The organism is Mesotoga sp. H07pep.5.4, from assembly GCF_003664935.1.
GTDB classification, from domain to species: domain Bacteria; phylum Thermotogota; class Thermotogae; order Petrotogales; family Kosmotogaceae; genus Mesotoga; species Mesotoga prima.
Window position 1 is genome coordinate 1 of record NZ_JFHM01000029.1, and the last position, 22,487, is coordinate 22,487.

The following is a 22,487-nucleotide window of genomic DNA, read 5'->3' on the forward strand; positions in this document are numbered from 1 at the left end:
TTGACAATACACGAGGATGAAGTCATCTCGGTTGCCTACGACTCAGACCCGCAGGAAATTGATGCTCTCAGAAACGGCTCCTTGAAAGCTCTTATCGTTCAGGATCCCCACGGTATGGGTTACAAGGGTGTCATGTTTGCCTTCATGGCAATCAACGGCGAACCGCTTCCCGAGTACTTCGATACTGGAGTCTACGTAGTCGAAAAGGATATACTTGATGATTCTATGTGGGTTCTCGACCCATTCTCAAGGAAAAAGTACTGATACTTTAAGTTTCTAACGATTATGGGCAGCGAAAGCTGCCCTTTTTCAGAAATTTTTGCCTATCCCGGGAGGTATTTATGAATAGAGACATTCCTTTTAACAGACGTTTCGATAATACTTTGCTGAATCCCGAATCAAAGTGGGAGGATATTGAGAGCTTCGTTGACGAAACACTCGAGTACAATTTCAGAAATGTGGTTGTTCCGTGGTATGCGATCCCTACTTATGTTATTGAAAAAGTCGAGGGAACTGAGGTTGGAATTAATGTAGGTCCCGGAGGCTTTCCGCTCGGCATGGTTCCCACAGAGTTGAAAATGAGAGAAATAGAATACTACATGTCTCTTGGAGAGGCGGTTACTGATTTCGACATTGTGATAAACGTATCTGCGGTCAAATCGAGAAACTGGGACCTGATGGAACGGGAGTTCGTAACTCTTTCCGAGCGAGTGAAGAAAGGAAACAGAGTCTGCAAATTCATAATCGAGACAAGCAGATTGACTGAAGAGGAAATAGTCAAGGTATGTGAACTGATAGTCGACGTTCCAACGATCGACTTCGTTAAGACCGGGACAGGTTTCGGTCCCAGAGCAACCTCTTATCGCGATGTTGAACTAATAAACTCCGTCGTTTCCGGGAAGAAAGAGATAAAGGTTTCCGGCGGCGTCAGGACTCTCGAACAGGTCGAGAAATTCATGGAACTGGGAGCCACAGTCTTCGGTTCGAGTTCCAGCGTCTCCATATACAAAGAGTATGAAAAGAAATACGGTGGCTAAAGGAGAGCGATGACATGCCCGAGGAAAAGACCGTAATTGAGCTAGAAGGTATAAACAAAACCTTCCCTGCCGTTAGAGCTCTTGACAATGTCTCCCTCTCCGTCAAGAGCGGTGAGGTAAGAGGCCTTGTGGGAGAGAACGGAGCTGGGAAATCTACACTCATAAAGATAATTACAGGAGCTTACACGAAGGACTCAGGAACGATGATCTTTGAGGGAAATGAAATTACCAGGAACTCACCATTGATATCCAAGGGGTTGGGAATCTACGCCGTTTATCAGGATGTCATGGTTACTCCCGATCTTTCAGTGGCAGAAAACTTCTTTCTGGGGCAGCAACCTAAGGTTGGCCCATTCATAAACTGGAAGAAGATGTACAAAGAATCAACGGAGTTTCTGGAGAACATCGGTCTGGACATAAACGTCCGCAAGAGCATAAGAGAGTTGAGCATAGCTGAAAGTGAAATGATCACAATATCCAAGGCACTCTGGCAGAAGCCCAAACTCGTCATTTTTGATGAACCGACTGCCGTGCTTACAAGAAACGAGACTAAAATCCTCTTTCAGATAATAGATGAGCTCAAAAATCAGGGAACGGCCGTAATCTATATCTCGCATAACCTTGAGGAGGTCTTTGACATATGTGATACGGTTACCGTTTTGAAAGACGGGGCCACGGTGGGAACTTACACAACAGAAGAGCTTGAAAACGTTGAGAAGCTGATCCCCCTAATGGTTGGAAGATCGATCGAGGAGATGTATTCGAAGAAGGATACAGAACCCGGCAGAGAACTCCTAAGGGTTGAGAACCTTTCCGGAGAGAGATTCGAGAATATAAGTTTCCATGTCAGGGCAGGCGAAGTCGTGGGATTCTTTGGCCTGGTGGGCGCTGGAAGAACTGAGATTGCACGGGCGCTTTTCGGTGCCGATCTTCTCAAAGAAGGGAAAATAGTGGTTGAAGGCAAAGACGTTTCGATCAAGACACCGAAGGATGCGCTGATGAAGGGTATTGGTTATCTTCCGGAAGACAGGAGAAAACAAGGAATCTTCTTGCAGCAGGATATAGATTTCAATATAAACATAATTAACTTTGACAAGGTGATGACGGGTCCTATCATCAACTATGGGAAGGCTCATTCACAGGCCAGAGAATATATCGACAAGCTCTCAATAAAGATTGGCAGCATCTTCCAGCCGGTTTCCGAGCTGAGTGGTGGAAACCAGCAGAAGGTAATCATCGCGAGATGGCTCTGCAAAAACACAGATGTTCTAATCTTCGATGAACCGACCGTCGGAATCGACGTTGGGACGAAATCAGAGATATACAAACTCTTCGGTGAGATACTCTCCAGCAACAAGGGAATAATTTTAATCTCTTCATATCTTCCCGAGCTAATGGGAATGTCCGACCGCATCTACGTTATTTCTAACGGTAGAATGGCTGGCGAGGTTCATAAGAAAGATTTTTCCGAGGAGTTTTTGCTGACACTGGCAATGAAGAACATTGTCTCAAGAGAAAAGGTAAAGGAGGCGGTCTGAAATGGCTGGAAGGAGAGAAAGGAAGACATTTACTGAAAGAAACCTTTTGATCATTCTGGTTGTGATGTGGGTCTTTCTGGCCATCGCAACAGGAGGCAACTTTTCCTCATGGGCTAACATAACCAATCTCATTAGGCAGTCATCCATAAATGGTGTGGTTGCCATCGGTATGACCCTTATAATCATAACTGGCGGAATAGATCTTTCGGTTGGTTCTATAGTTGGACTCAGCGGAATGGTATTTGCGATATTCACTTCTACTAGGGGAGAATTTCAGTTTCCCACAATTGTAGGTATATTGCTGGCACTGGGAATCAGTGCGCTAATAGGTTTGGTCAACGCAGTTGCCGTACATGATGGAAAGGTACCGGCCTTCATTGCAACCCTAGGTATGATGACGCTCGTAAGAGGTGTAGTAATGTATATATCCAGCGGAAGAATGGTAACTGCCGTTCCTCTGGAGTACAGGAGATTCGCAGTTTTAGAGTTTCTCGGAATACCGGCGCTCGCTTGGACGTGGATAATTCTCGCCGGCTTCATGATGCTCGTGCTCAAATACACAAAATTCGGAAGGAATCTATACGCCATAGGAAGCAATGAGGAAGCTGCAAGGCTGTCAGGTATAAATATCCGACTGAACATGTATTCCTTCTACATTGTGGCCGCATTGTTCAGTGCTATAGCCGGTTTGATGCTGGGAACGAGAATGGCCGCAGGGGTCCCGACAGGGGGAGACGGTTACGAACTCGACGCCATAGCCTCGGTTGTCATCGGAGGAGCAAGTCTGAGCGGAGGGGTAGGAACCGTTCTTGGGACGGCCCTTGGCGCTCTTATAATCCAGACCATAAGAAATGGCGGTAATCTTCTTGGTGTAGATCCATTTATAATGCAGATCGTTATCGGAGCAATAATAATCCTTGCGGTCTTCTTCGATCAGTTCATAAAGAGCAGGAAGAAGGGCGAAGGTCTTAAGAAACTCTTCAAAAGGGCGTGATAGATAATGAAGATAAATAAGTTCTTTCATGTGGCAGTAGAAGTTCCCGATCTCGATAAAGCGCTCGAGTTCTATATAGGCCTTCTCGGGTTGAAACTGGTTAACAGAGAGAAGCTGCCTGAAAAGAAACTCGAAGTAGCATTCGTTGCCGGCGAAGGTTGTGAAATCGAACTCATGTGTTACGAAGATAGCAAGGAGAGGAAATTTGCTCCCGAGTCACAGTCTCACTTTCAGCACCTCTCTTTCGTTGTAGATGACATTGAAAAAGCAATGGATTATTTGAAGAGCAACGGCATTGAACTCGAATCGCCCGATCCTATTCCGGTTTTTGACGGAAAGGTTTTCTACAACACGTTCAAGGGTCCGGGCGGTGAATTGCTGGAGATCGCGGAAGAGAAGAGACCCAGATCGAATCATTAAACTTTTTGGAGGTATCAGATGAACAAAGTGACAGTATTTGGTAGCTATGTAATGGATCTCACTACCCTTTCTCCCCATATACCCGTTGTAGGAGAGACGGTCTTTTCCGGTCCCTTCAAGATGGGCCCCGGAGGCAAGGGATTCAATCAGGCTGTGGCTGCCAGAAAGGCCGGATCAGACGTCAAGTTCATGACGAAGATCGGCAAGGACTTGTTTGCTCCATTCGTGAAGGATGCATTCGATAGATTTGGAATTACAAAGGAGTATCTCCTTGAGTCGGATACTGCCGGAACAGGAGTCGCTCTGATAATAGTAGATGAGAACAACGGAAACAACGCCATTGCAGTTGCGCCAGAGGCCTGCAACGAGTTGACTGTCGAAGATGTTATAAGACACAGAGATATCTTCACCTCTTCCGATGTCTTTCTTACTCAGTTTGAAGCGAATCTCGACGCAACTTACGAGGCGATAAAACTCGCCAGAGACTCCGGAGCGAGAGTTCTGCTAAACCCCGCGCCCGTGAAGGAATTTGATCATTCGATCCTAAAATATGTCGACATTATTATGCCGAACGAGATAGAGGCCAGCCTAATGACGGGAATTCCGCTGGACGGAATGGAGTCGATAGAGGCCATAGCTTCTGAATTGAAGAAGTCGGTGGACACAGTGCTGATAACTCTCGGAGGCAAGGGGGTTTACTGTCCATCGGTCAATGGAGGGCTCGTTCCCGCCTGCAAGGTAAAGACTATTGATACAACCGGAGCTGGAGACGCATTTGCCGGAGTTTTTGCTGCATATCTCTCGAGGGGAGAGAGCTTGGAAAGAGCCATCGACTACGCCCGTGCCGGAGCGGCCATTTCTACGACTAGATTTGGCACTTCGCCTTCAATGCCGGAAAGGGAAGAAATAGAAGCTCTCGTTAATGAGATAACTGGAGGCGATGAGAAATGAAATACGTCATCGCATACGATCTGGGAACTACAGGGAACAAGGCGACACTATATGGAATAGACGGGAAGCTCCTGGCGAGTTCCTTCTCAGGTTACAAGACCTATCATCCCGGTCCGAATCAGGTAGAGCAGGATCCTCTGGAGTGGTGGGAGTCCGTCAAGAATACGACCCCGGATCTCATCGCCAGGGCCGGTGTCAATCCCGAAGAGATAGTCGCTATAAGCTTCAGCGGTCAGATGATGGGGGCAATCCCCGTTGACAGGGATGGAAAGCTTCTTAGAAGGGCCATAATATGGGCCGATCAGAGAAGCGTCGAACAGTCGGCAAGGCTCGAAGAAGTGGGCAATGATTTCGTATACAGGCTCACTGGATCTAGGATAACGCCGACCTACTCCGGTCCGAAGATTGCCTGGATAAAAGATAACGAACCCGAAATATACAATAAAGCACATAAATTCCTGAATGCGAAGGATTACATCGTCTCAAGATTTACCGGAGAGTTCGGGACTGACCACTCAGATGCGTCGATGACGCTTCTCTTCGATATCGAAAAGCTGAAATGGTCGGAGAAACTCGTTGAAGTGCTCGGGCTGGATATGGAAAAACTTCCCGATGTGACCTCCTCTACGAATGTCGTCTCGGAGATACTGCCAAAGGTGGCGGAGGAACTGGGACTGTCGAAGAAGACTCTAATAGTCCGCGGCGGCGGGGACGGCGCCTGCGCCTGCCTGGGAGCAGGGGTTGTCAGTCCAGACGAGGCATATCTCTATCTCGGTTCATCTAGCTGGGTGAGCACATGTTCCACGGAACCTATTTTCGACGAGAAATCTAGGACATTTAACTTCGCATATCCCATTGAGGGTTTCTATTGCCCGACTGGAACAATGCAGGCCGGGGGAGCTTCGTATCAATGGGCTAAGGACGCTCTCTGCCAGCATGAAGAAGAGAAGGCAAAGGCACTGGGGCTGAGCGCCTTCACGATTATGGACGATCTGGTTGACCAGACAAGACCCGGAGCCGGGAACCTCATCTTTCTGCCTTATTTGCTCGGGGAGAGAAGCCCGAGGTGGAACATTAATGCTAGAGGGGCCTTCATAGGACTTTCATCTACACATAGAAAGGCCGATATGCTGAGGGCGGTGCTCGAAGGTGTGGTCTTCAACCTGAAAATAGTCCTGGATATTCTCGAGACTAAGGAAAAATTCGACAAGATTCGCCTTATAGGCGGAGGAGCAAAGGGAAGAAACTGGAAACAGATTGTGGCAGATATATTTGGGAAGACGGTTACGATACCCGAGTATCTCGAAGAGGCAACGTCAATGGGAGCGGCCATTATTGGTGCTGTTGGAGCCGGAGAGATGACGTTCAAGGAAGCGTCTACTTTTGTTAAGGATGTTCAGTTTATCGAGTACAACCCTGAGAATCACAGGTACTACGAAAGACTTTTCGAAGTTTTCGATAAGGCCTACAATTCGCTCATAGAGACCTATGAAGGCCTTGCAAGTCTGAGAACGTATTCGGATTAGCCTGTTTGTCTCTCGAGTACCGTAAAGAAGGATGTGATTTCATCATGCTTTTTAATGCAGACAGAAGAATAGCCCTTGATAGAGCAAGTGCGGTTCCACTCTACTACCAGATATACAGAATAATCTCGGATTACATGAAGGAACCTGATGCCGTTGGTAGAAAACTTCCAACGGAGGAAGCAATGATGAGAGTGTTTGACGTTAGCAGGGCAACCGTAAGAAGAGCTTTGCAGGCCCTGGAAAGCAGCGGACAGATCTCCAGGTCTCGTGGAAGGGGGACTATCATAACGAACAACGCTTCTCAGGAGCAGCTTACAACTATTCGAAGCTTTACCGAACAGATGAGACTTGAGAACCATGTGCCGATTACAAAGGTTGTTGAGGTGAAGAAAGTCAAGGCCGGTCCTGAGATGGCGAGAATTCTCCAGGTATCGGAAGAGGAAGAGTTGCTTCAGGTTACCAGACTGAGGGGAAATGAATCCTACTTTCCTCTTGCGCTCTTCATATCCTTTCTTACATCTAGCTCAAACCTTACCGGAGAAGAGAACTTTGAGGGTTCTCTTTATGAACTGATGAGAAATAGGGGAACGGCCGTAGTCGAAGGAGACGCGATCATAGAGGGACGGCTCGCAGAAGGGAGAATAGCGAAGCTTCTGAAGGTAGAAGAGGGGGCGCCGATCCTATATTACGAAAGAGTAGGCTGTACTGCTATCGGTGAGTATGTTGAATTCGTGCAGTGCTGGTACGAAGCGACCCACTACAAATTCCGAATACATTTGACTACAAAGATTTGAAGGGAGAGATAATTATGAAGAAAAGCGGAATTCTGAACAAGGAGATATGCAATCTAATAGGTTCGATGGGCCACACAGACTTACTGGTAATATCTGACTCAGGGCTGCCTATTGCTTCTGACAGATACAGGATTGACGTAAGTATTGTAGGCGGAAAGCCAGGGGTCTTCGATGTTCTAGATCCCGTGCTGGAAGAGCTTGAAGTCGAGAAGGTTATCTTCTCCGAAGAGATGAAGACCGTTAGTCCGAAATGCCTCGAGGAGACGTTGAAGCATCTTCCTGAAGGCATAGAAGTGGAGTTCGTTCCCCATGTCAAATTCAAGGAACTCACCAACACGCAGTCTAAGGGAGTAATCAGAACCGGCGAGCAGATACCATACTCAAGTATCATTCTCGTTGGCGGGGTAACCTATTGATGACCCGTTTACAACTCGCAAACGACACTCACATAAAGGACAGCTTTCTAAAGACTGCCAAAGAAGTCGCCGATTACATAGACATTCTCGAAGTCGGTACGCCTGCCGTTCTTGCGCACGGTATGACTCTGGTGAGAGAGATAAGCGAGATCCTGCCCGATCATGAGATTCTTGCAGATATGAAGATTGTAGATGGGGGTTATCTCGAAGCGGCGATGGCCTTTGAAAGCGGGGCAGATATCGTGACGGTTCTTGGGTTCGCTTCCTTCAAGACGATTTCGGAAGTCAGAAAGGCTGCCGACCAGTTTGGCGGAGAACTTATGTTGGATACAATAGAGATTTCGGATCTCCAATCCTTTGCCGAAAAGGTCTCTCCGCTATCACCGGATTACATATGCATCCACACTTCGGCCGATCTGAGCGGTGTGGGTGAGAGCATGCACCTTCTTGAGTACGCGAAAAAGATAGAAATTATACGGAGAGTTCTTCCAGAGGCAAAGATCGCCGTTGCTGGCGGAATATCTCCCGACAATCTCTCCCATGTCTTCCCGTTGAAGCCCGATGTGGTGATCGCGGGACGATCGATCTGGGAGGCTGAGGACCCTGCAAGAGTGGCGTTCCAGATAAAGACGAGACTGGAGAAAGGTTCATGAAATTCGAAGGCACGCTTGATCTTGTTATTGACGAGATAAGATCCGTCCTTTCGGGAGTTACAGATGAATCGATCGAAGAGCTTTCCGGAAGTATTCTAAATGCAAGAAGAGTCTTTCTCTTTGCGATGGGCAGGTCTGGCCTGGCGATCAAGGCCTTCGCGATGAGGCTTATGCATCTGGGTTTGAAGGTCCATGTTGTGGGAGAAGTAACCAGCCCCTCTTTGGGAGAGGGAGACCTTTTAATCATCGGATCTGCATCGGGGGAGACTCCTTCAGTGGTTCTTAACTGCAAAAAGGCCCGAAAATTTGGAGCCGGAATAGCTTCCATAACTGCCAGCAAAGAATCTACTGTGGCGGGAATAAGCGATATAGTCATTACGATTCCCACAAAGACTCCCAAAGTGCCCGACAGGGCTGGCGTCTCTTCGGTTCAACCGATGGGAAATCTGTTCGAGCAATCACTATTGATCCTAACGGATATCATTGTAATGAATTTAATGGAGAGGTTGAGCATAGATTCGGAAACGATGTTCAAGAACCACGCAAATCTCGAATAAGGGAGGCGAAGGAATTGAAGTACAAAAAAGTGGAAAAGATAGATGAGAAGCTGTCGGCGCTCGGTTACGGCTGCTGGGGAATCTCAGGCCCGTCTTTCTGGGATGGGACGACAGATGAAGACTCGATCAAGACGATCCAGAGGGCAATAGCCGGAGGAATAAACTTCTTCGATGTTGCGCCGGTGTATGGTCTGGGACACGCCGAGGAGGTACTCGGGAAGGCAGTAAAAGGTTTGAGGGATAAGATCTTCATTGCAACCAAGTGTGGTCTTCTCTGGGACGATCAGGGAAGGACGAGAAACTGTCTCAAACCTGAGAGCATAAGAAAAGAGATCGAAGATAGTCTCAGAAGGCTCGGGACGGATCATGTGGATCTCTATCAGCTTCACTGGCCCGATCCAGAGGTCGAAATCGAAGAGACAATGGAGACTATGGTCGAGCTGAAGAAAGAGGGAAAGATCAGATACATAGGGCTGTCAAATTTTTCCATTCCCGAGGCGAAAAGAGCGATGAAGGTTGGAGAGGTATGCAGTATGCAGGGCCTCTACAATATGCTCGAAAGGAATCCAAAGAGCTACCATAATATTCCGCTCGATTACAGAGTCGAAGATGAAGTCCTTCCCTTCGTTTTGGAGAATGGAATGGCCTTTTTGCCATATAGCCCGCTCTTCCAGGGCCTCCTGGCTGGAGCGATAAGCGACAAGAAAAAGTTCAGCGAACATGACGTACGGGCCGCTAATCCGAAGCTAAATTCACCTGAGTTCAAGAAATACTACGAGGTCGTCGTAAAACTGAACAGACTGGCGCATGAGATAGGGAAGCCTCTGAGTCACATAGCCATCAACTGGCTTATCAGAAATGAAGCAGTAACTTCGGTAATTGCAGGCGCTCAGAAGGTCGAACAGATAGAACAGAATCTCGGCGCCGTCGAATGGGATATGGATGACGGACTATATGAAAGAATAGAAGAGATAGTCTCCAGTTCCAATCTGGAGCTGTAGGGGGTGTCTATTTGAAAGCCGCGTTTGTAAAATCGCCGTTCAAATTCGAGATCCGGGAGGTAGATCTTCCCCCTTTGAAACCAAATGACGTACTGCTGAAGATAAAGGCCTCGGGAATCTGTGGAACAGATCTCCACACAGCAAGAACTGAAGCCAAAGATTGGCAGACCTTCGGCCACGAGATAGTCGGCATTGTGGAAGAGATCGGTTCATGTGTCGAAAATGTCAAGGTCGGACAGAGTGTGCTGGTAGAAAGCGGTTCTTTCTGCGGGACATGCGAGAACTGCAGAAACGGGAGAGTAGATCTCTGCCATGACAGAGCGCCCAACGTCTTCATAAGGGCCGAGAAAGAGAATCTCACGATGGGCTTTGCCGAGAAGGTAATAATAGACAAACAAAATGCAGTTCCCTTCGAGGGAGTTCCTTTTGAGGAGGCCTCTCTCGTCGAGCCAATGGGAGTTGCGCTGGATCTCACATACACGGTTGATCCTAGGCTGAACGACGACGTGCTGGTAGTTGGTCTGGGTCCGATTGGTCTCATGGCCGTTCAGATAGTCAAGGCCATGGGAGCGAGAAGAATCTTTGTTGCCAACCATTCAAGATCTAAGATAAGGATAGATGTTGCAAAGAGCTTTGGAGTGGAGGATGTTATACTCGTTGACAAGACGCCGATCAGCTCCTATAAATTCCCCAAGGGCGGAGTGGATAGAGCTCTCGTAACCGCACCGCCTTACGTGATCCCCGAAGTTCTTAACGTCATGAATTTTGGAGGAGTCGTCGGCTTCATCGGAATAGATTACGGGGAGGGACGCTTCATAAAGTTCGATGCAAACAAGTTCCACTTCAACAAGCTTCAACTTAGAGCCTCACATGCAGTTCCGGCTCTCTACTTTCCAAGATGCATAGATATGATAAAGAGCGGAGCAGTAAATGTGAAACCGCTGATTACCGATACCTTCAAACTGGAAGATATCGGTGAGATGATGGTCAGGGCGGAGAACGAGAAAGACAAAGTAATCAAAGCGGTAATGCTAGATTGAAAATGAATACAGGGGCCCGCCTCAATGGCGGACCTTTTTCTTTGAGATCAACCTAACGTGAAAGGATGATCGTCATCGGTCAACAGTCCGCCATCCTCCGAGAAGAACCGGTTCTTCGTTCCGACGCCGCGCGTCCAGGTTCTTGTCTGAGATTCCGTCATTCTGAACTTGTTTCAGAATCTCGATGATCCTAAGAATCGCTGCACACTGATGAAAACCACGTTGTCCGTCAACGGTCCTCCGCCAAGAAGACCGGTTGTTCGTTCTTGGTAAAGAATTCCGTCATGACTGAAAATGAGTTCCGTTCTTGATGTGCACACACCCCGTCGACGATGGAGCCGTCGACACCCCTCTCGAGAGCTCATCACTACCCACATCGTCTTCTTCGGAGCTCAATCATTTTGCTCCTCAGTTCCAGAATCAGTTAGCATTAGTAGTAAATAATGACGGTTTCATGGATCTCTATGTTCTTGATCTTAAATCCCCGCTTGAGCGGGGGGGACCGCTTGCGGTGGGGTGTGTGCTCTTTGAATAACGTTTAGAATAGATTGGCCTGTTCGCAACTGAACGACAAATTCGCTCTTAACGTTATTTGGTCTGTGATCCATATGTATGCTCCTACCAGAGACCAAGAACTAACATCGAGCAACCACTCACATCGGACTATTTCAGAGCATCGGTTTTTTCGCATACAAAGACCAACACCCTCCGCCACTACGTGGCCCTCCTCCCTCAAGGGAGGACTTAAGATCAGGATCATTAAAAGCCAAACACAGCATTCGCACGAGAACCAACATATTAATGGAATTTAACTCCCTGACTCATGTGTAATGATGAGCTCTTGAGGGAAATTGAAGAGCTCCTCAAGGCTTTTCAAGATCCCAGAACCTTACTTGCCCTCTTCGCTTTTCCCTTCTCTCTACTCTCTAAATAATGGTTTGACTAAGAACGGTTATTCCAAAAACGCCCAATTCCGTCATTCCGACAAAGCTCCTGGTCGGAATCTCGATACTATTACTTCACGGCTCTCCCGGCGAACGGAGAACCATTCAACAGCCAGCCAGTCCCTTTGCTCTTCCTACTACCAACCTCCGGCCTCCAACGCCGGTCTTACAACTCACAACTTTGAACTTGCAACTGATCCTTTGCTCTTCCAACCTCTGACTACTGACCTCTAACCTCAGGTTTTATGCAGCCAGCAGGCGACTTTATGTCCCTCGGCCACCTCAAAGTTTCCGGGCATTTCTTCGCTGCAGATGTCCATTTTGTAGGGGCATCTAGGGTGAAACGGGCAGCCAGAAGGTGGATTTATCGGGCTAGGGGGCTCCCCTTCCAGTTTGATATTCTGAAGCTTCCGGTCCTCGGGATCCCAGTTTGGAATCGAAGCCATAAGCGCCTTTGTGTAAGGGTGAGCGGGGTTGTTGAAGAGTTCCCTCGCTTCGGCAGTCTCTACGACGTTTCCGAGATACATTACCATTATTCTGTCGCTCATGTGGTGTACGACGTCTAAGTTGTGCGAGATGAAGATATAGGACATCTCGCTTTCTTCCCTCAGCTCCTGCAACAGGTTTATGATCTGGCTTTGAACGGAAACGTCGAGGGCAGATGTAGGTTCATCACATATAATCAGTCTCGGTCTAACCGAGATCGAACGGGCTATCGCGATCCTTTGCCTCTGTCCCCCGGAGAACTCGTGAGGGTAACGCTGAGCGTATTCGGGATAGAGACCGACTTTCATCAGAAGCTCTCCAACGTAATCTTCTGCTTCTTTTTTGGATAAGAGATTGTGTGCCTCGATCGGTTCCCGTATAATATCCCTTACCGTCATTCTGGGGTCAAGTGAATCGAAGGGATTCTGAAAGATCATCTGAACATCTCGCCGGAATTTCGAGCGCACGTTCTTTCCAAGCCCTTTGGTTATGTCGTGTTCCTCTCCATTTTCGTCATGGTAGAGTATCTTCCCACCGGTCGGCTCGTAGATCTTTACTATGGTCCTGCCCAGAGTACTCTTGCCGCAGCCCGACTCCCCGACGACTCCGATTGTCTCTCCCCTGCTTATCTCAAGGGTAACAGACTGCATTGCCCTTACATGACCGACTACCTGGAAGAAGACACCGGCCTTTATCGGAAAGAACTTCTTAAGTCCTTCTGTAGAAAGTATCTTCATTTTTCGGATCCCCCCTCGAAAAGCCAGCAGGCAGCGGTGTGGCCGTCACCAACATAGAATTCGGGCGGGTCTTTTTGTCGGCAAATCTCCATCGCGTGAGGGCATCTAGGGTTGAATCGACAGCCTTCTGGGAATTCATATGCCCTGGGAACGTATCCTTCAATGTAAGGCAGTTTCTTCCCCTTGAAGGATCTTGTCACTCTAGAGCTGAGAAGACCCTTGGTGTACGGATGCGAGGGCGAGGAATATAGTTCCTTCACCCCGGCCTTCTCGACAATCTTTCCGGCGTACATTACGTGTACTCTGTCGGCCAGTTCGGCAACTACCCCGAGATCATGGGTGATGAAGATTATTGAACTGCCGAATTCACCCTGGAGCTCTCTCATAATGTTCAGGACCTGAGCCTGAATTGTGACATCCAGTGCGGTGGTTGGTTCGTCCGCTATTATTATCTCCGGATTTGTTATTAAGGCCATCGCAATCATAATTCTTTGAAGCATTCCGCCGCTCATTTCGTGGGGATACTCTCTGTACCTCTTCTCCGGTTCTGGGATATTTACCCTCCTGAGAATTGAAATGATCTCATCGTAGGTTCTGGTCTGGTCCCAGTTCATGTGTGCTCTGGCAACTTCCGTTAGCTGGAACCCTATCGTGTACAGGGGATCGAATGCCGACATAGGTTCCTGAAAGATCATACTGATTTCCTTGCCCCTTATGTCCCTGTACGCCTTGTTAGAAAGTCCCACGAGGTTCTTTCCCTTGTACAAGATCTCTCCCTCAACCTTGGCCGGCGGCACTTTTATCAGACCGAGAATCGTCTGGACGGTAACGCTTTTACCACAGCCGGATTCTCCGACAAGTGCGAGGATCTCTCCCTTCTCGAGATAGAAGCTTATGTCGTCCACAGCTTTGACCAGACCGTCCGGGGTCCTGAAATAAGTTTTGAGATTCTTCACCTCGAGTATCGCGCTCATACCTTCTCCACCGCCCTGTAAGGATCGACGGCGTCTCTCAAGGCGTCTCCCACGAAGTTGAAGGAGAGAACCGCAACGATTATGAAGATTCCCGGAACCATTAGCCAGGGATGGGCCTCAAGTTCAGATATAGACTGGGCCTGTTTCAACAGCAGGCCCCAGCTTGTCATAGGTTCCTTTATACCGAGCCCCAGGAAGCTAATCGCGCTCTCTCCCAGAATCATTCCCGGTATTGAAAGAGTAGAGACGACTATGAGGTAGCTTATCGTGTTAGGAATCAAGTGACGCGTTATTATTTTCATGTTAGATACACCGGATACTCTGGCGGCCAGAATGAACTCCTTCTCTCTCAGGCTCAGGACCATTCCTCTGACAACACGCGCAACACCCATCCAGCCGATTAGTGAAAGAACGATTACGATTCCGAAATAGACCCATGTACTTGGCCATTGAGGAGGTAGAATCGTGGCAAGCGCGAGCCAGAGGGGAATCCTCGGAAAGGATCTCAGAAGCTCAATGAAACGCTGTATGACTACGTCTATAGTCCCGCCGTAGAATCCCGAAAGCGCTCCAACTATCGCTCCTATGAATACGCTTATCAGAGTGCCGACGAGGCCGACTGTCATTGAGACCTTCCCCCCGATCAGGACCCTGGAGAATAGATCCCTGCCAAATCTGTCGCCGCCAAAAAGAAGAACCATCGCTATATCGGAAGATTCTTCAACACCGAAGAGATGGAGATCAGTCTTGAAAATCCCCCAGAATCTGTATTCCTCCCCTCTGACGAAGAACTTCACAGGAACTGGCCGGCTGGTGTCTTCGGAGAATTCCAGCCTGTAAGTCACGGGGTTTCTGACCTTCTTCATCCCGTACACGAAGGGGCCGATCCATTTACCTTCTTCATCGAAGAATCGGATCTTCGAGGGGGGCGCATAGACGAAATTCCTGTGGGAAGTCACATAGTTGTATGGCGCTATGAAGTCGGAAAATATGACGAGCAGATACATGATAGAAAGGGCTATTAAGCCAACAACACCAAGTTTATGTTTGAAGAAATTCTTTGCAATCCGGCTTTTCGTGCTCTGCATATCAGCTCATCCTTATCCGTGGGTCGAGAACGGCAAGCGCTATGTCGGCAAATAGATTCCCGATCTGGGTTATGATGGCGATGAACATAAGGAACGTCATTACTAGATACTGGTCGTGGTTGAGAAGCGCGTTATAGAAGAACGGTCCCATCGTCGGCAGATTCAGGACGATAGCGGCTATTATGGTGCCGCTGAATACGTTAGGAAGCTCCGTTCCGGCTATGCTGACCATCGGATTGAGTGCGTTTTTTATCGCGTGCCTTTTTACGGTCTTTTCATCGAGCCCGTGAGCCCTGAGCGAGGTGACAAAGGGAGAAGAAATGACATCTAACATGTTCCCGCGCATGACACGCATGAGTCCAGCAAGACCGCTCATGCCTACTACAACGAGAGGAATCCACAGGTGTTTAAGTAGATCCACAAACTTTTCCAGGCTGAAAGGCGCCCCAACGAACTGTGGCGAAAAGAGGCCACCGACCGAGGTCGCCCCCATCTGCAGCATGAGGTACATAAGGATCAGTGCCAGGAAGAAGTCCGGTACAGAAAGACCTATGAAGCCAATAACTGTTAGCGAATAGTCACCAAATGAATATGGATGCAGCGCAGAGTAGATTCCCATCGGAACGGCAAGGATCCATTGAAAAACGATGGCTCCTAGTGCAACGAAGACCGTCCAGCCCATTCGTTCCCATATAAGCTCTCCAACAGGTCTTTGAAAGGCAAAGGAGTAGCCGAAGTCCCCTCTGGTGACTATCCCCTTGATCCAGTTCCAGTATCTTATGTGGGCCGGTTCATCGAGCCCGAGATTCTTTCTGAGTAGCTCGATCTGCGCCGGTGAAATTCTCGGGTTGTCCAGATACTGGCTTATGAAATCACCGGGTTGTAGCTCGGTGATCACGAAGCAGATCACGGATATGAAGAACATCATTGGAATCATTATAAGCAATCTTCTAGCGATAAAAGACCACATAATCTTCCTCCGGAGAAGTAAAGCGGGAGGAGAATCTCCTCCCGCAGATGAAGCACTTATTTCTTAAATACGGTCCAGGAAGAGTAAGAGAGAAGCCCCTCTTCGTTCTGTTCGACGTTTCCTAGCGACTTGTTCGCGGCGTAAAGATTCATTCCTTTGCACACGAAAATCACGGGAAGATACTCCGCGTAGATCTCCTGCCATTCGTCGTAATAGGATTTTCTTTCGACCGGGTCCATTGCGACCTGGCCCTTTTCAAAGAGTTCGTACACTCTCTTTTCCCAATCAAGCATGTTTTCCATGATAGGAAGATTGGTGTCGGGGTCTCTCGTTGTTCTGTGCCAGTAGTAGAGCTGAGTTCCCGGCTGCCAGATCGCCTTTCTCAACTGGGGATCGGGCTGGTTCCCAAAGGCCCTGATTCCAGCTTCGAAACTGCCGGCGCCAAACATCTGTCCAGTTAGCGAGCTATCGAGTATCTGGAGGTTGACCTTTACTCCGATACTCTGCAAGTCCTGAGAGTAAATGTATGCGATGTCCTGGTACTCCTGCGGAGAGCTCTGCAGGGTAAGCACGAACTCGAACTTCGTCCCGTCGGGATACTCTCTGAAGCCGTCTCCGTCATTGTCTTTGAGTCCAAGCTCGTCTAGAATTCTCGCGGCCTCTGCCAGGTTGAAGGGTCTGCGAATCTCTTCGATTTTTGGATTGTAGAAGGCCTTGTTAGAGGGAAGTACAGGCACTCCTCCAAGAACGGCCAGTCCATTGTAGACCTCATCGATGATCCTCTCTCTGTCAAGGGCATATTCCATTGCCTGGCGGAACTCGGTAGTTCTGAAAACCTCTCTGAGTTTCGGGTTCTCAACATCGAAATTGAATGCGATGTGAATCGGGCTTGGAGTAGGCTGAGTAGGCTCGGCAAGGAAGACTCTAAATGGACCGCCGGCAAGTTCCCTCTCCTTGAGGATCGGGAAGTCGTTTCCACTCACGGCCATGTAGTCGAGCTCTCCTGCCATGAACTTGGCAAGCCTCACCTGTGCATCGCTTACAACGAGGTACTCGATCTTGTCCACGTAAGGAAGCTTGTTGCCATATTCATCGACCTTCCAGTAGTTTGGATTTTTCGTCATGACGACCTTCTGGTCTATTATGTATTCCGAGAGCATGAAGGGTCCATTTGCTGGAATCTCGTTCAGAGGAGTGTTTGTTAGCCATACATCGTTGACCGAGTCGGGTCTGTTCTTGTCGATCTTGCTTTCAAGCGCATGGGACGGGTAGATATAGGCGTGCGATAGAACTGTGAAGAAGGCAGCGTACGGCGCGGGCAGAATAGCCTTGACAGTGCTGTCGTCGACCTTTACCCACTCAATTGGTTTTGCTTCGATTGTGAATCTGGCTACGGAGTTTCCTCTGGCTACGGGATTCATAACGAAGTGCTCAAATGTGAAGATTACGTCATCGGCGGTCAGAGGGACGCCATCAGACCACTTCACATCTCTCAGGTGGAAGGTGACCTCCTTGTTGTCTTCCGAGACTTCCCACGACTCTGCAAGGGCGGGCCTGATTGCCGACGTAACCGGATGAGCCTCGACGAGTCCTGTGAGCATCTGTCCTGCAACGGAGTAAGCGTTGCTATCGAGAGTGCCGTAGAAATTGAATGACTGGGGGGAACCGGTAAGTGCCAAGTACAGCGTCCCTCCCATTCTGGGGTTTGGATCAGGTGTCAGCATGCTGTCTTCCACGAATGGAGCTGCCATTAACATGGCGGTGAAAAGAACTGCGAGAACTAACAGAAAGATTCGCCTCACGGTAAAAACCTCCTTTATGTTTTCTCTCCCGTCGGGGAGATCAAGGTAAAGCCAGTTTTCCTAGGACAACTCTCTTTCTCGCTCCTGTTACAGACGGAACGTTTGCCTCTACCCCGTTAAAGAACTCCTGGGCTAGAACTGCCATGCCAATCGCTTCCTTTGCCTGCAAGAAGGTTTTGTCAGGCACTTCTACATCAAGGCCGCTAAGCTGTTTAAGATCCTCGATCATAACGGGGTTAAGGGCCCCTCCTCCCGTAACTACTATTCTTTTCCCCAAAGGTAAATATGAATTGATGCTTTGAACCAACTGGAATACGCTGAACCTAACGAGTGTTCTAACAAGGTTTTCCGGAGAGGAGAAGGAGATCCCCTCCAGGAAGGTTTCGTTGTAGATCTCTCTTCCCGTCGATTTTGGGGGCTGCCTCTCAAAATATCTTCGGTCTCTCTCTATGAGAACGTCGAGTATCGCGCTGTCGACTGAGCCCCGGGCGGCGATCTTGCCCCCTTCGTCAAACTCCATGTTGAAATACCTTTTTGCTACTAAATCTATCAGGCAGTTGGCGGGACCTGTGTCGAAGGCTTTCATGTCTTCAAGCTTCTCGGCCACATAGCTAACGTTCGCTATACCACCTAAATTTACTGCGTAGATGCCGCTTTCAAAATAGATCCAGTCGAAATAAGGAATGATAGGCGCTCCCTCACCCCCGAAGACCATGTCCTTCTTCCTGAAATCAAAGACCACCGGAAGGCCAGTCTCGGACGACACGATGTCCGCTTCACCAATCTGAAGAGTGGCATGCACTGCGGGATCGTGGTAAACGGTTTGTCCGTGGTAAGCGATTGCGTCAACCTTGACTTCCGTTCCATTTAGAAAAGACTTGATTGCATCCGCATGTCTTTTCCCGATGAGGAAGTTCATCGAATTGACTCTGTCCACACCAGAAAGCGAAGGGTCGAAAGTTTTCACTATTTCATCGTGGAAACTCGACTCGAACTGAACGGAAGAGTGCTCGAGAAGCTTCACCTTCATGGACTTTCCGCTCCCGGAACAATTAACAATTGCAAGCTCCAAACCGTCGGCCGACGTTCCCGACATGACTCCGAGAATGCTTCTTGTTCCGCTGGAGAGAAGATCTCTTATCTCATTCCAGATCATCCGAGGCTCCCGAAGACAAGGTTGTGCAGGCGTCTTCTGATCTGCTGAATCTGCGGTATCGTATCCCGCCTGCTGATATTGGTTCGGTTGGACAGCATAATAACGAATAGTCCCGTAAGTGGATCGACCCAGATCGACGTTCCGGTAAAGCCGGTGTGTCCAAAAGCCTCTTCTCCAAGCATGTCACCTGCACTGGAACCTCTTGCAGGTGCCATCCAGCCTAGATGCCGTTTGCTTTCACCTATCGATACTGTTTCAGATATGAACGTTTCAAAGACCCTGGAAGGTACCAGTCTAGCATACATAAGACTGGAGACGAACTTGAAAAGATCTTCAACCGATGAAAAAACGCCGGCATTTCCGCTCACTCCACCGAGATAATACGCAAGTTCGTCATCCGGCAACCCTCTTAGAACCTTTCCTTCCCGTTCGCTTGTCGGCGCCACGTGATCTAAGCTCTTCGGCAGATATGTGGTCGAATTCATCCCGAGCGGTTCGAAAATCTGTTGTGAACAGAACTCGTCGAATTTCACAGAAGTGACTTTCTCTACAATGGCCATGAGAGTTATGAAGTTCAGGCATGAATAGTTTATCTGTTCCATCGGCGAGGTTTCAGGTTCGAGATCTATGATTGATTTCAGCAATTCACGTCCCTTAAACTCTCGCCATGCCTCGGAATATGGCTGCATACCTGAAGTGTGCGTGAGCAGATGGAAGATCGATATCGCCTTCTTCGACTCCGGAACATCGAAGAAATCTCCGAGCGTATCCCAAAGAGAAAGCTCCCCGCGCGAAACGAGAATCATTATCGCGCTTGTGGTTGCAACCACCTTGCTCATGCTTGCGATGTCGTAAACAGTTTCAAAAGTCGTGGGGGTATTGTCGTCTACCGCAATGAAGCCATAGGTATTCTTGTAAAGGACTTCGGTACCCTTTCCCACCAAAACTACGGCTCCCGGGTACACTGCTTTTTCAATACCACACGAGACTATTTCATCAACCCTATTCCAGATCAAAGCGAGCCTCCTTATGTATTACTTAGTCCGTAAACGGTCTACCGTCCTCCGAGAAGACCAAGTCGTCCTTGGTCCTTCGTCCCAAACCATGAACCCGTCCTTCGGGAAGACTGGCTCTTCGTTCCGACGCTGCGCGTCCAGGTTGTTCGTTCTTCGTATGAGATTCCGTCATGCAGCTGAAATGGTCTACCAACTTTTGAAAAATAACGTTCCATTTGACCTTTCACTCTCATAATTTTCCTAATTCTATACTTGACAACTTAGAGTATCTGAACTTGTTTCAGCATCTCGATCCAAAGATTCGCTGTGCGCTTAAGAGAAAAAAACCGCTGAACGCTGCAAAGAGCCGTCCTTGGTCCTTCGTCCCAAACCATGAACCCGTCCTTCGGGAAGACTGGTTCTTCGTTCCGACGCTACGGGTCCAGGTTGTTCGTTCTTGGAAATCGAGTAGGAGAGGGGCGGAGCCCCTCGTCCTCTCACAGAACCGTGCGTACGGGTCGCGTACACGGCTCATGGATCAAGTATCGGAAATTTCGACAGGGGATGATGGTATTTTGTCATATCGACTAGGTTCATCTCTTCAAAGAACCTGTTGGGGATGGCGTAATTGGCTGCTTTTGAGTGAGAAGATCGCCATTTGTTCATTCTCATATTGACTTTCTCTTTCCATCCGGTCCTTCTGAGAACTCTGTTCAGTTTCTTAGTTGTCTTCCACTGGTGTAGTATGATGGCTCTTAGCCTTCTCCTTATCCAGCTCAGAAGTCCCCTCAAGATGGATTGGAAATCCACTATCCTGAAATAGCTGGCAAATCCCCTCAACAGTGGATTGAGCTGCTTCACTATCTCCTTTACCGGTCTGCTCTGATTCCTTCTTGTAAGTCCCCTGACCTTTTCCTTGAATCTCTTCAATCTGGATTTCTCTATCCCCACTCTCTCGCCTTTTATTTCGAAGCCAAGAAAGTGAAATCCATCTTCAAGTGTTGTGATTCTCGTCTTGTTTCTGTTGACCTTGAGCTTCATGTCAATCTCCAGTATGTTTATTGCGATTGCCAGAAACTCTCGGGCTTCTTCCTGGGTTTTCGAGAAGATCAGTATGTCGTCTGCGTATCTGACTATCCTTATTCCTCTGGCTTTCATCTTCTGATCGAATTCGTTCAGATAGATGTTAGCCAGCAGTGGGCTTATTACTCCTCCCTGTGGACTGCCAGTCTCTGTTGCCTTCCAGACTCCATCTTCCATTACTCCGCTCTTCAGTATTGTCCGTATGAGTTTGAGTATCTTTCCATCACTCACTCTCTCGGCTACGGAGTCTATTATCTTCTCATGATCCAGAGTGTCGAAACATTCACTGAGGTCAAGTTCCACTACATTACACAGTCCGTATTTGGATGCAAAGGCTTTCGCCTTCTCCACTGCCTGCCAGGCATTTCTTCCCTTTCTGTAACCGTAACTGGAGGGATGGAATCCTTCCTCGAATATCGGTTCGAGTACCTCCTTGAGAGATTGCTGTACAACCCTGTCTCTCACTGCAGGTATTCTCAATTGCCTCGTTTTACCGTCGGCTTTCGGGATCTCTACCCTCCTGAGTGACATGGGTTTGTATTCGCCTCTCTTGATTTCTCCGGATAGTCTCTCGATTTCTTCGGGAAGTTTCTCTGCGAACATCTCTACGGTTACTCCGTCTATACCAGGGGCTCCTCTGTTGGATTCTACCCTGCCATAGGCTTTTAAAAGGTTCTTCTCCGAATAGACTTTGTCGATTAGACTGTAATACTTCATCTCTTTCTCCTGTATGCTCTCTTCCAACAGTTGTAGTTTCAGATTTTGTTTCGACAGTTTATTACTGGCTTCTCTACCCTTTCGGGAATGTGTACCTTGTCTTTAACTGTCTAAGCTGAATCTCTTCTCTGTCTTCCGATCACATTTCTTCGATCCTTCCCCCCTTCGCAAGTGATGGAGCCTTTCGACTTCCCCATCACCCCCCTGGCTTTTAGCCAAGGTCCCTTCCCCTTTCGGAGAGGTTCTTCACTACTACGGGTTCATCTGCCATCCTCCTGAGCTTTCCGTTAACTTGGATCACCTCCTTGCTAACGGTTACCCCTTTCGGACTCATGAGGACTTCCCCGGGTAAGATACACCACTTTCATCCGAATCCTGCCATCCAAACCTTTACAGCTGGAGTCAGGGCTTTCCCTTATCTGGCAGGGTTACCCTACTGTAACGGCCATCCCTGGTTCACTTTCGTTCAGTTCCGGACTTTGCCTCGGGCTTCCTTCAGATTCACCGTTACCAGTGACACCCTTGCCTCTGGCTAATGCTTCTTTGACTCCCCGCATTCGGGTCTTTCACCCTATAGTTGTGTATCATGCCGGGCGCACCAGATCCCG

21 protein-coding genes and 1 pseudogene are annotated in these 22,487 nt (G+C 48.5%); 13 read left to right on the forward strand and 9 right to left on the reverse strand.

Going from position 1 to position 22,487, the window contains the following annotated elements; translation table 11 throughout:
- From Y696_RS12225 to Y696_RS12285, 13 genes and pseudogenes are all read left to right on the forward strand, one after another.
- A pseudogene (locus tag Y696_RS12225) lies at window positions 1–264 on the forward strand (substrate-binding domain-containing protein); the annotation flags it as partial.
- A gap of 77 nt (window positions 265–341) precedes the next feature.
- A complete protein-coding gene (gene deoC / locus Y696_RS12230; protein ID WP_099772392.1) occupies window positions 342–1,037 on the forward strand; it encodes a deoxyribose-phosphate aldolase in 696 nt (231 codons plus the stop codon).
- Window positions 1,038–1,051: 14 nt separating this feature from the next.
- A complete protein-coding gene (locus tag Y696_RS12235; protein WP_121510697.1) occupies window positions 1,052–2,575 on the forward strand; it encodes a sugar ABC transporter ATP-binding protein in 1,524 nt (507 codons plus the stop codon).
- 1 nt (window position 2,576) lies between these two features.
- Window positions 2,577–3,569, forward strand: a complete 993-nt coding sequence (locus Y696_RS12240; RefSeq protein ID WP_006489440.1) for an ABC transporter permease — start codon at window positions 2,577–2,579, stop codon at window positions 3,567–3,569.
- A 6-nt stretch (window positions 3,570–3,575) separates the two neighbouring features.
- Window positions 3,576–3,989, forward strand: a complete 414-nt coding sequence (locus Y696_RS12245) for a VOC family protein (protein WP_006489438.1) — start codon at window positions 3,576–3,578, stop codon at window positions 3,987–3,989.
- 18 nt (window positions 3,990–4,007) lie between these two features.
- Window positions 4,008–4,940 (forward strand): ribokinase, encoded by a 933-nt coding sequence (locus Y696_RS12250; RefSeq protein WP_006489436.1) that lies wholly within the window; start codon window positions 4,008–4,010, stop codon window positions 4,938–4,940.
- Window positions 4,937–6,466, forward strand: coding sequence for a xylulokinase (gene xylB / locus Y696_RS12255; RefSeq protein WP_006489435.1), 1,530 nt, complete (start codon window positions 4,937–4,939; stop codon window positions 6,464–6,466). Before Y696_RS12250 ends, xylB begins: the two co-directional genes overlap by 4 nt.
- A 44-nt stretch (window positions 6,467–6,510) precedes the next feature.
- On the forward strand, window positions 6,511–7,260 hold the full coding sequence (locus Y696_RS12260) for a GntR family transcriptional regulator (protein WP_051070372.1): 750 nt from the start codon (window positions 6,511–6,513) through the stop codon (window positions 7,258–7,260).
- Window positions 7,261–7,274: 14 nt separating this feature from the next.
- Window positions 7,275–7,676, forward strand: coding sequence for a D-ribose pyranase (gene rbsD, locus Y696_RS12265; protein ID WP_014731906.1), 402 nt, complete (start codon window positions 7,275–7,277; stop codon window positions 7,674–7,676).
- Complete coding sequence (locus Y696_RS12270) at window positions 7,676–8,329, forward strand: orotidine 5'-phosphate decarboxylase / HUMPS family protein (RefSeq protein WP_259459949.1); 654 nt, start codon at window positions 7,676–7,678, stop codon at window positions 8,327–8,329. The genes rbsD and Y696_RS12270 overlap by 1 nt, the downstream gene beginning before the upstream one ends.
- Window positions 8,326–8,886, forward strand: coding sequence for a 6-phospho-3-hexuloisomerase (hxlB, locus tag Y696_RS12275; protein ID WP_006489431.1), 561 nt, complete (start codon window positions 8,326–8,328; stop codon window positions 8,884–8,886). Before Y696_RS12270 ends, hxlB begins: the two co-directional genes overlap by 4 nt.
- Before the next feature lie 14 nt (window positions 8,887–8,900).
- Window positions 8,901–9,887 (forward strand): aldo/keto reductase, encoded by a 987-nt coding sequence (locus Y696_RS12280; protein ID WP_006489430.1) that lies wholly within the window; start codon window positions 8,901–8,903, stop codon window positions 9,885–9,887.
- Between the two features lie 11 nt (window positions 9,888–9,898).
- Window positions 9,899–10,927, forward strand: coding sequence for a zinc-binding dehydrogenase (locus Y696_RS12285; RefSeq protein ID WP_006489428.1), 1,029 nt, complete (start codon window positions 9,899–9,901; stop codon window positions 10,925–10,927).
- A gap of 1,180 nt (window positions 10,928–12,107) precedes the next feature.
- On the opposite strand, the gene Y696_RS12295 is transcribed toward Y696_RS12285, so the two are convergent.
- From Y696_RS12295 to Y696_RS14385, 9 genes are all read right to left on the reverse strand, one after another.
- Window positions 12,108–13,094 carry an ABC transporter ATP-binding protein gene (locus tag Y696_RS12295; protein ID WP_006489424.1) on the reverse strand — a complete coding sequence of 329 codons (987 nt, stop codon included), beginning with the start codon at window positions 13,092–13,094 and terminating at the stop codon, window positions 12,108–12,110.
- Window positions 13,091–14,068, reverse strand: a complete 978-nt coding sequence (locus tag Y696_RS12300; protein ID WP_006489423.1) for an ABC transporter ATP-binding protein — start codon at window positions 14,066–14,068, stop codon at window positions 13,091–13,093. The genes Y696_RS12295 and Y696_RS12300 overlap by 4 nt, the downstream gene beginning before the upstream one ends.
- Window positions 14,065–15,156 (reverse strand): ABC transporter permease, encoded by a 1,092-nt coding sequence (locus Y696_RS12305; protein WP_006489422.1) that lies wholly within the window; start codon window positions 15,154–15,156, stop codon window positions 14,065–14,067. Before Y696_RS12305 ends, Y696_RS12300 begins: the two co-directional genes overlap by 4 nt.
- A gap of 1 nt (window position 15,157) precedes the next feature.
- Window positions 15,158–16,126, reverse strand: a complete 969-nt coding sequence (locus Y696_RS12310) for an ABC transporter permease (protein ID WP_006489421.1) — start codon at window positions 16,124–16,126, stop codon at window positions 15,158–15,160.
- 56 nt (window positions 16,127–16,182) lie between these two features.
- Window positions 16,183–17,928, reverse strand: coding sequence for an ABC transporter substrate-binding protein (locus Y696_RS12315; protein WP_006489420.1), 1,746 nt, complete (start codon window positions 17,926–17,928; stop codon window positions 16,183–16,185).
- A gap of 40 nt (window positions 17,929–17,968) precedes the next feature.
- Window positions 17,969–19,084 carry an anhydro-N-acetylmuramic acid kinase gene (locus tag Y696_RS12320; RefSeq protein WP_006489419.1) on the reverse strand — a complete coding sequence of 372 codons (1,116 nt, stop codon included), beginning with the start codon at window positions 19,082–19,084 and terminating at the stop codon, window positions 17,969–17,971.
- The gene (locus Y696_RS12325; RefSeq protein WP_006489418.1) at window positions 19,081–20,100 is read right to left on the reverse strand and encodes a serine hydrolase; all 1,020 of its coding nucleotides are present in this window, start codon (window positions 20,098–20,100) and stop codon (window positions 19,081–19,083) included. Before Y696_RS12325 ends, Y696_RS12320 begins: the two co-directional genes overlap by 4 nt.
- Window positions 20,101–20,610: 510 nt before the next feature.
- A complete protein-coding gene (gene ltrA / locus Y696_RS12330; RefSeq protein WP_121510698.1) occupies window positions 20,611–21,879 on the reverse strand; it encodes a group II intron reverse transcriptase/maturase in 1,269 nt (422 codons plus the stop codon).
- 211 nt (window positions 21,880–22,090) lie between these two features.
- Window positions 22,091–22,213 (reverse strand): hypothetical protein, encoded by a 123-nt coding sequence (locus Y696_RS14385; RefSeq protein WP_006485555.1) that lies wholly within the window; start codon window positions 22,211–22,213, stop codon window positions 22,091–22,093.
- Between the last annotated feature and the right edge of the window lie 274 nt (window positions 22,214–22,487).

Excerpts from the sequence above, each read along its gene's own strand:
- deoC (WP_099772392.1), top strand. The coding sequence starts at position 342 with ATGAATAGAGACATTCCTTTTAACAGACGTTTCGATAATACTTTGCTG.
- Y696_RS12235 (WP_121510697.1), top strand. The coding sequence starts at position 1,052 with ATGCCCGAGGAAAAGACCGTAATTGAGCTAGAAGGTATAAACAAAACC.
- Y696_RS12240 (WP_006489440.1), top strand. The coding sequence starts at position 2,577 with ATGGCTGGAAGGAGAGAAAGGAAGACATTTACTGAAAGAAACCTTTTG.
- Y696_RS12245 (WP_006489438.1), top strand. The coding sequence starts at position 3,576 with ATGAAGATAAATAAGTTCTTTCATGTGGCAGTAGAAGTTCCCGATCTC.
- Y696_RS12250 (WP_006489436.1), top strand. The coding sequence starts at position 4,008 with ATGAACAAAGTGACAGTATTTGGTAGCTATGTAATGGATCTCACTACC.
- xylB (WP_006489435.1), top strand. The coding sequence starts at position 4,937 with ATGAAATACGTCATCGCATACGATCTGGGAACTACAGGGAACAAGGCG.
- Y696_RS12260 (WP_051070372.1), top strand. The coding sequence starts at position 6,511 with ATGCTTTTTAATGCAGACAGAAGAATAGCCCTTGATAGAGCAAGTGCG.
- rbsD (WP_014731906.1), top strand. The coding sequence starts at position 7,275 with ATGAAGAAAAGCGGAATTCTGAACAAGGAGATATGCAATCTAATAGGT.
- Y696_RS12270 (WP_259459949.1), top strand. The coding sequence starts at position 7,676 with ATGACCCGTTTACAACTCGCAAACGACACTCACATAAAGGACAGCTTT.
- hxlB (WP_006489431.1), top strand. The coding sequence starts at position 8,326 with ATGAAATTCGAAGGCACGCTTGATCTTGTTATTGACGAGATAAGATCC.
- Y696_RS12295 (WP_006489424.1), bottom strand. The coding sequence starts at position 13,094 with ATGAAGATACTTTCTACAGAAGGACTTAAGAAGTTCTTTCCGATAAAG.
- Y696_RS12300 (WP_006489423.1), bottom strand. The coding sequence starts at position 14,068 with ATGAGCGCGATACTCGAGGTGAAGAATCTCAAAACTTATTTCAGGACC.
- Y696_RS12305 (WP_006489422.1), bottom strand. The coding sequence starts at position 15,156 with ATGCAGAGCACGAAAAGCCGGATTGCAAAGAATTTCTTCAAACATAAA.
- Y696_RS12310 (WP_006489421.1), bottom strand. The coding sequence starts at position 16,126 with ATGTGGTCTTTTATCGCTAGAAGATTGCTTATAATGATTCCAATGATG.
- Y696_RS12320 (WP_006489419.1), bottom strand. The coding sequence starts at position 19,084 with ATGATCTGGAATGAGATAAGAGATCTTCTCTCCAGCGGAACAAGAAGC.
- ltrA (WP_121510698.1), bottom strand. The coding sequence starts at position 21,879 with ATGAAGTATTACAGTCTAATCGACAAAGTCTATTCGGAGAAGAACCTT.
- Y696_RS14385 (WP_006485555.1), bottom strand. The coding sequence starts at position 22,213 with ATGAGTCCGAAAGGGGTAACCGTTAGCAAGGAGGTGATCCAAGTTAAC.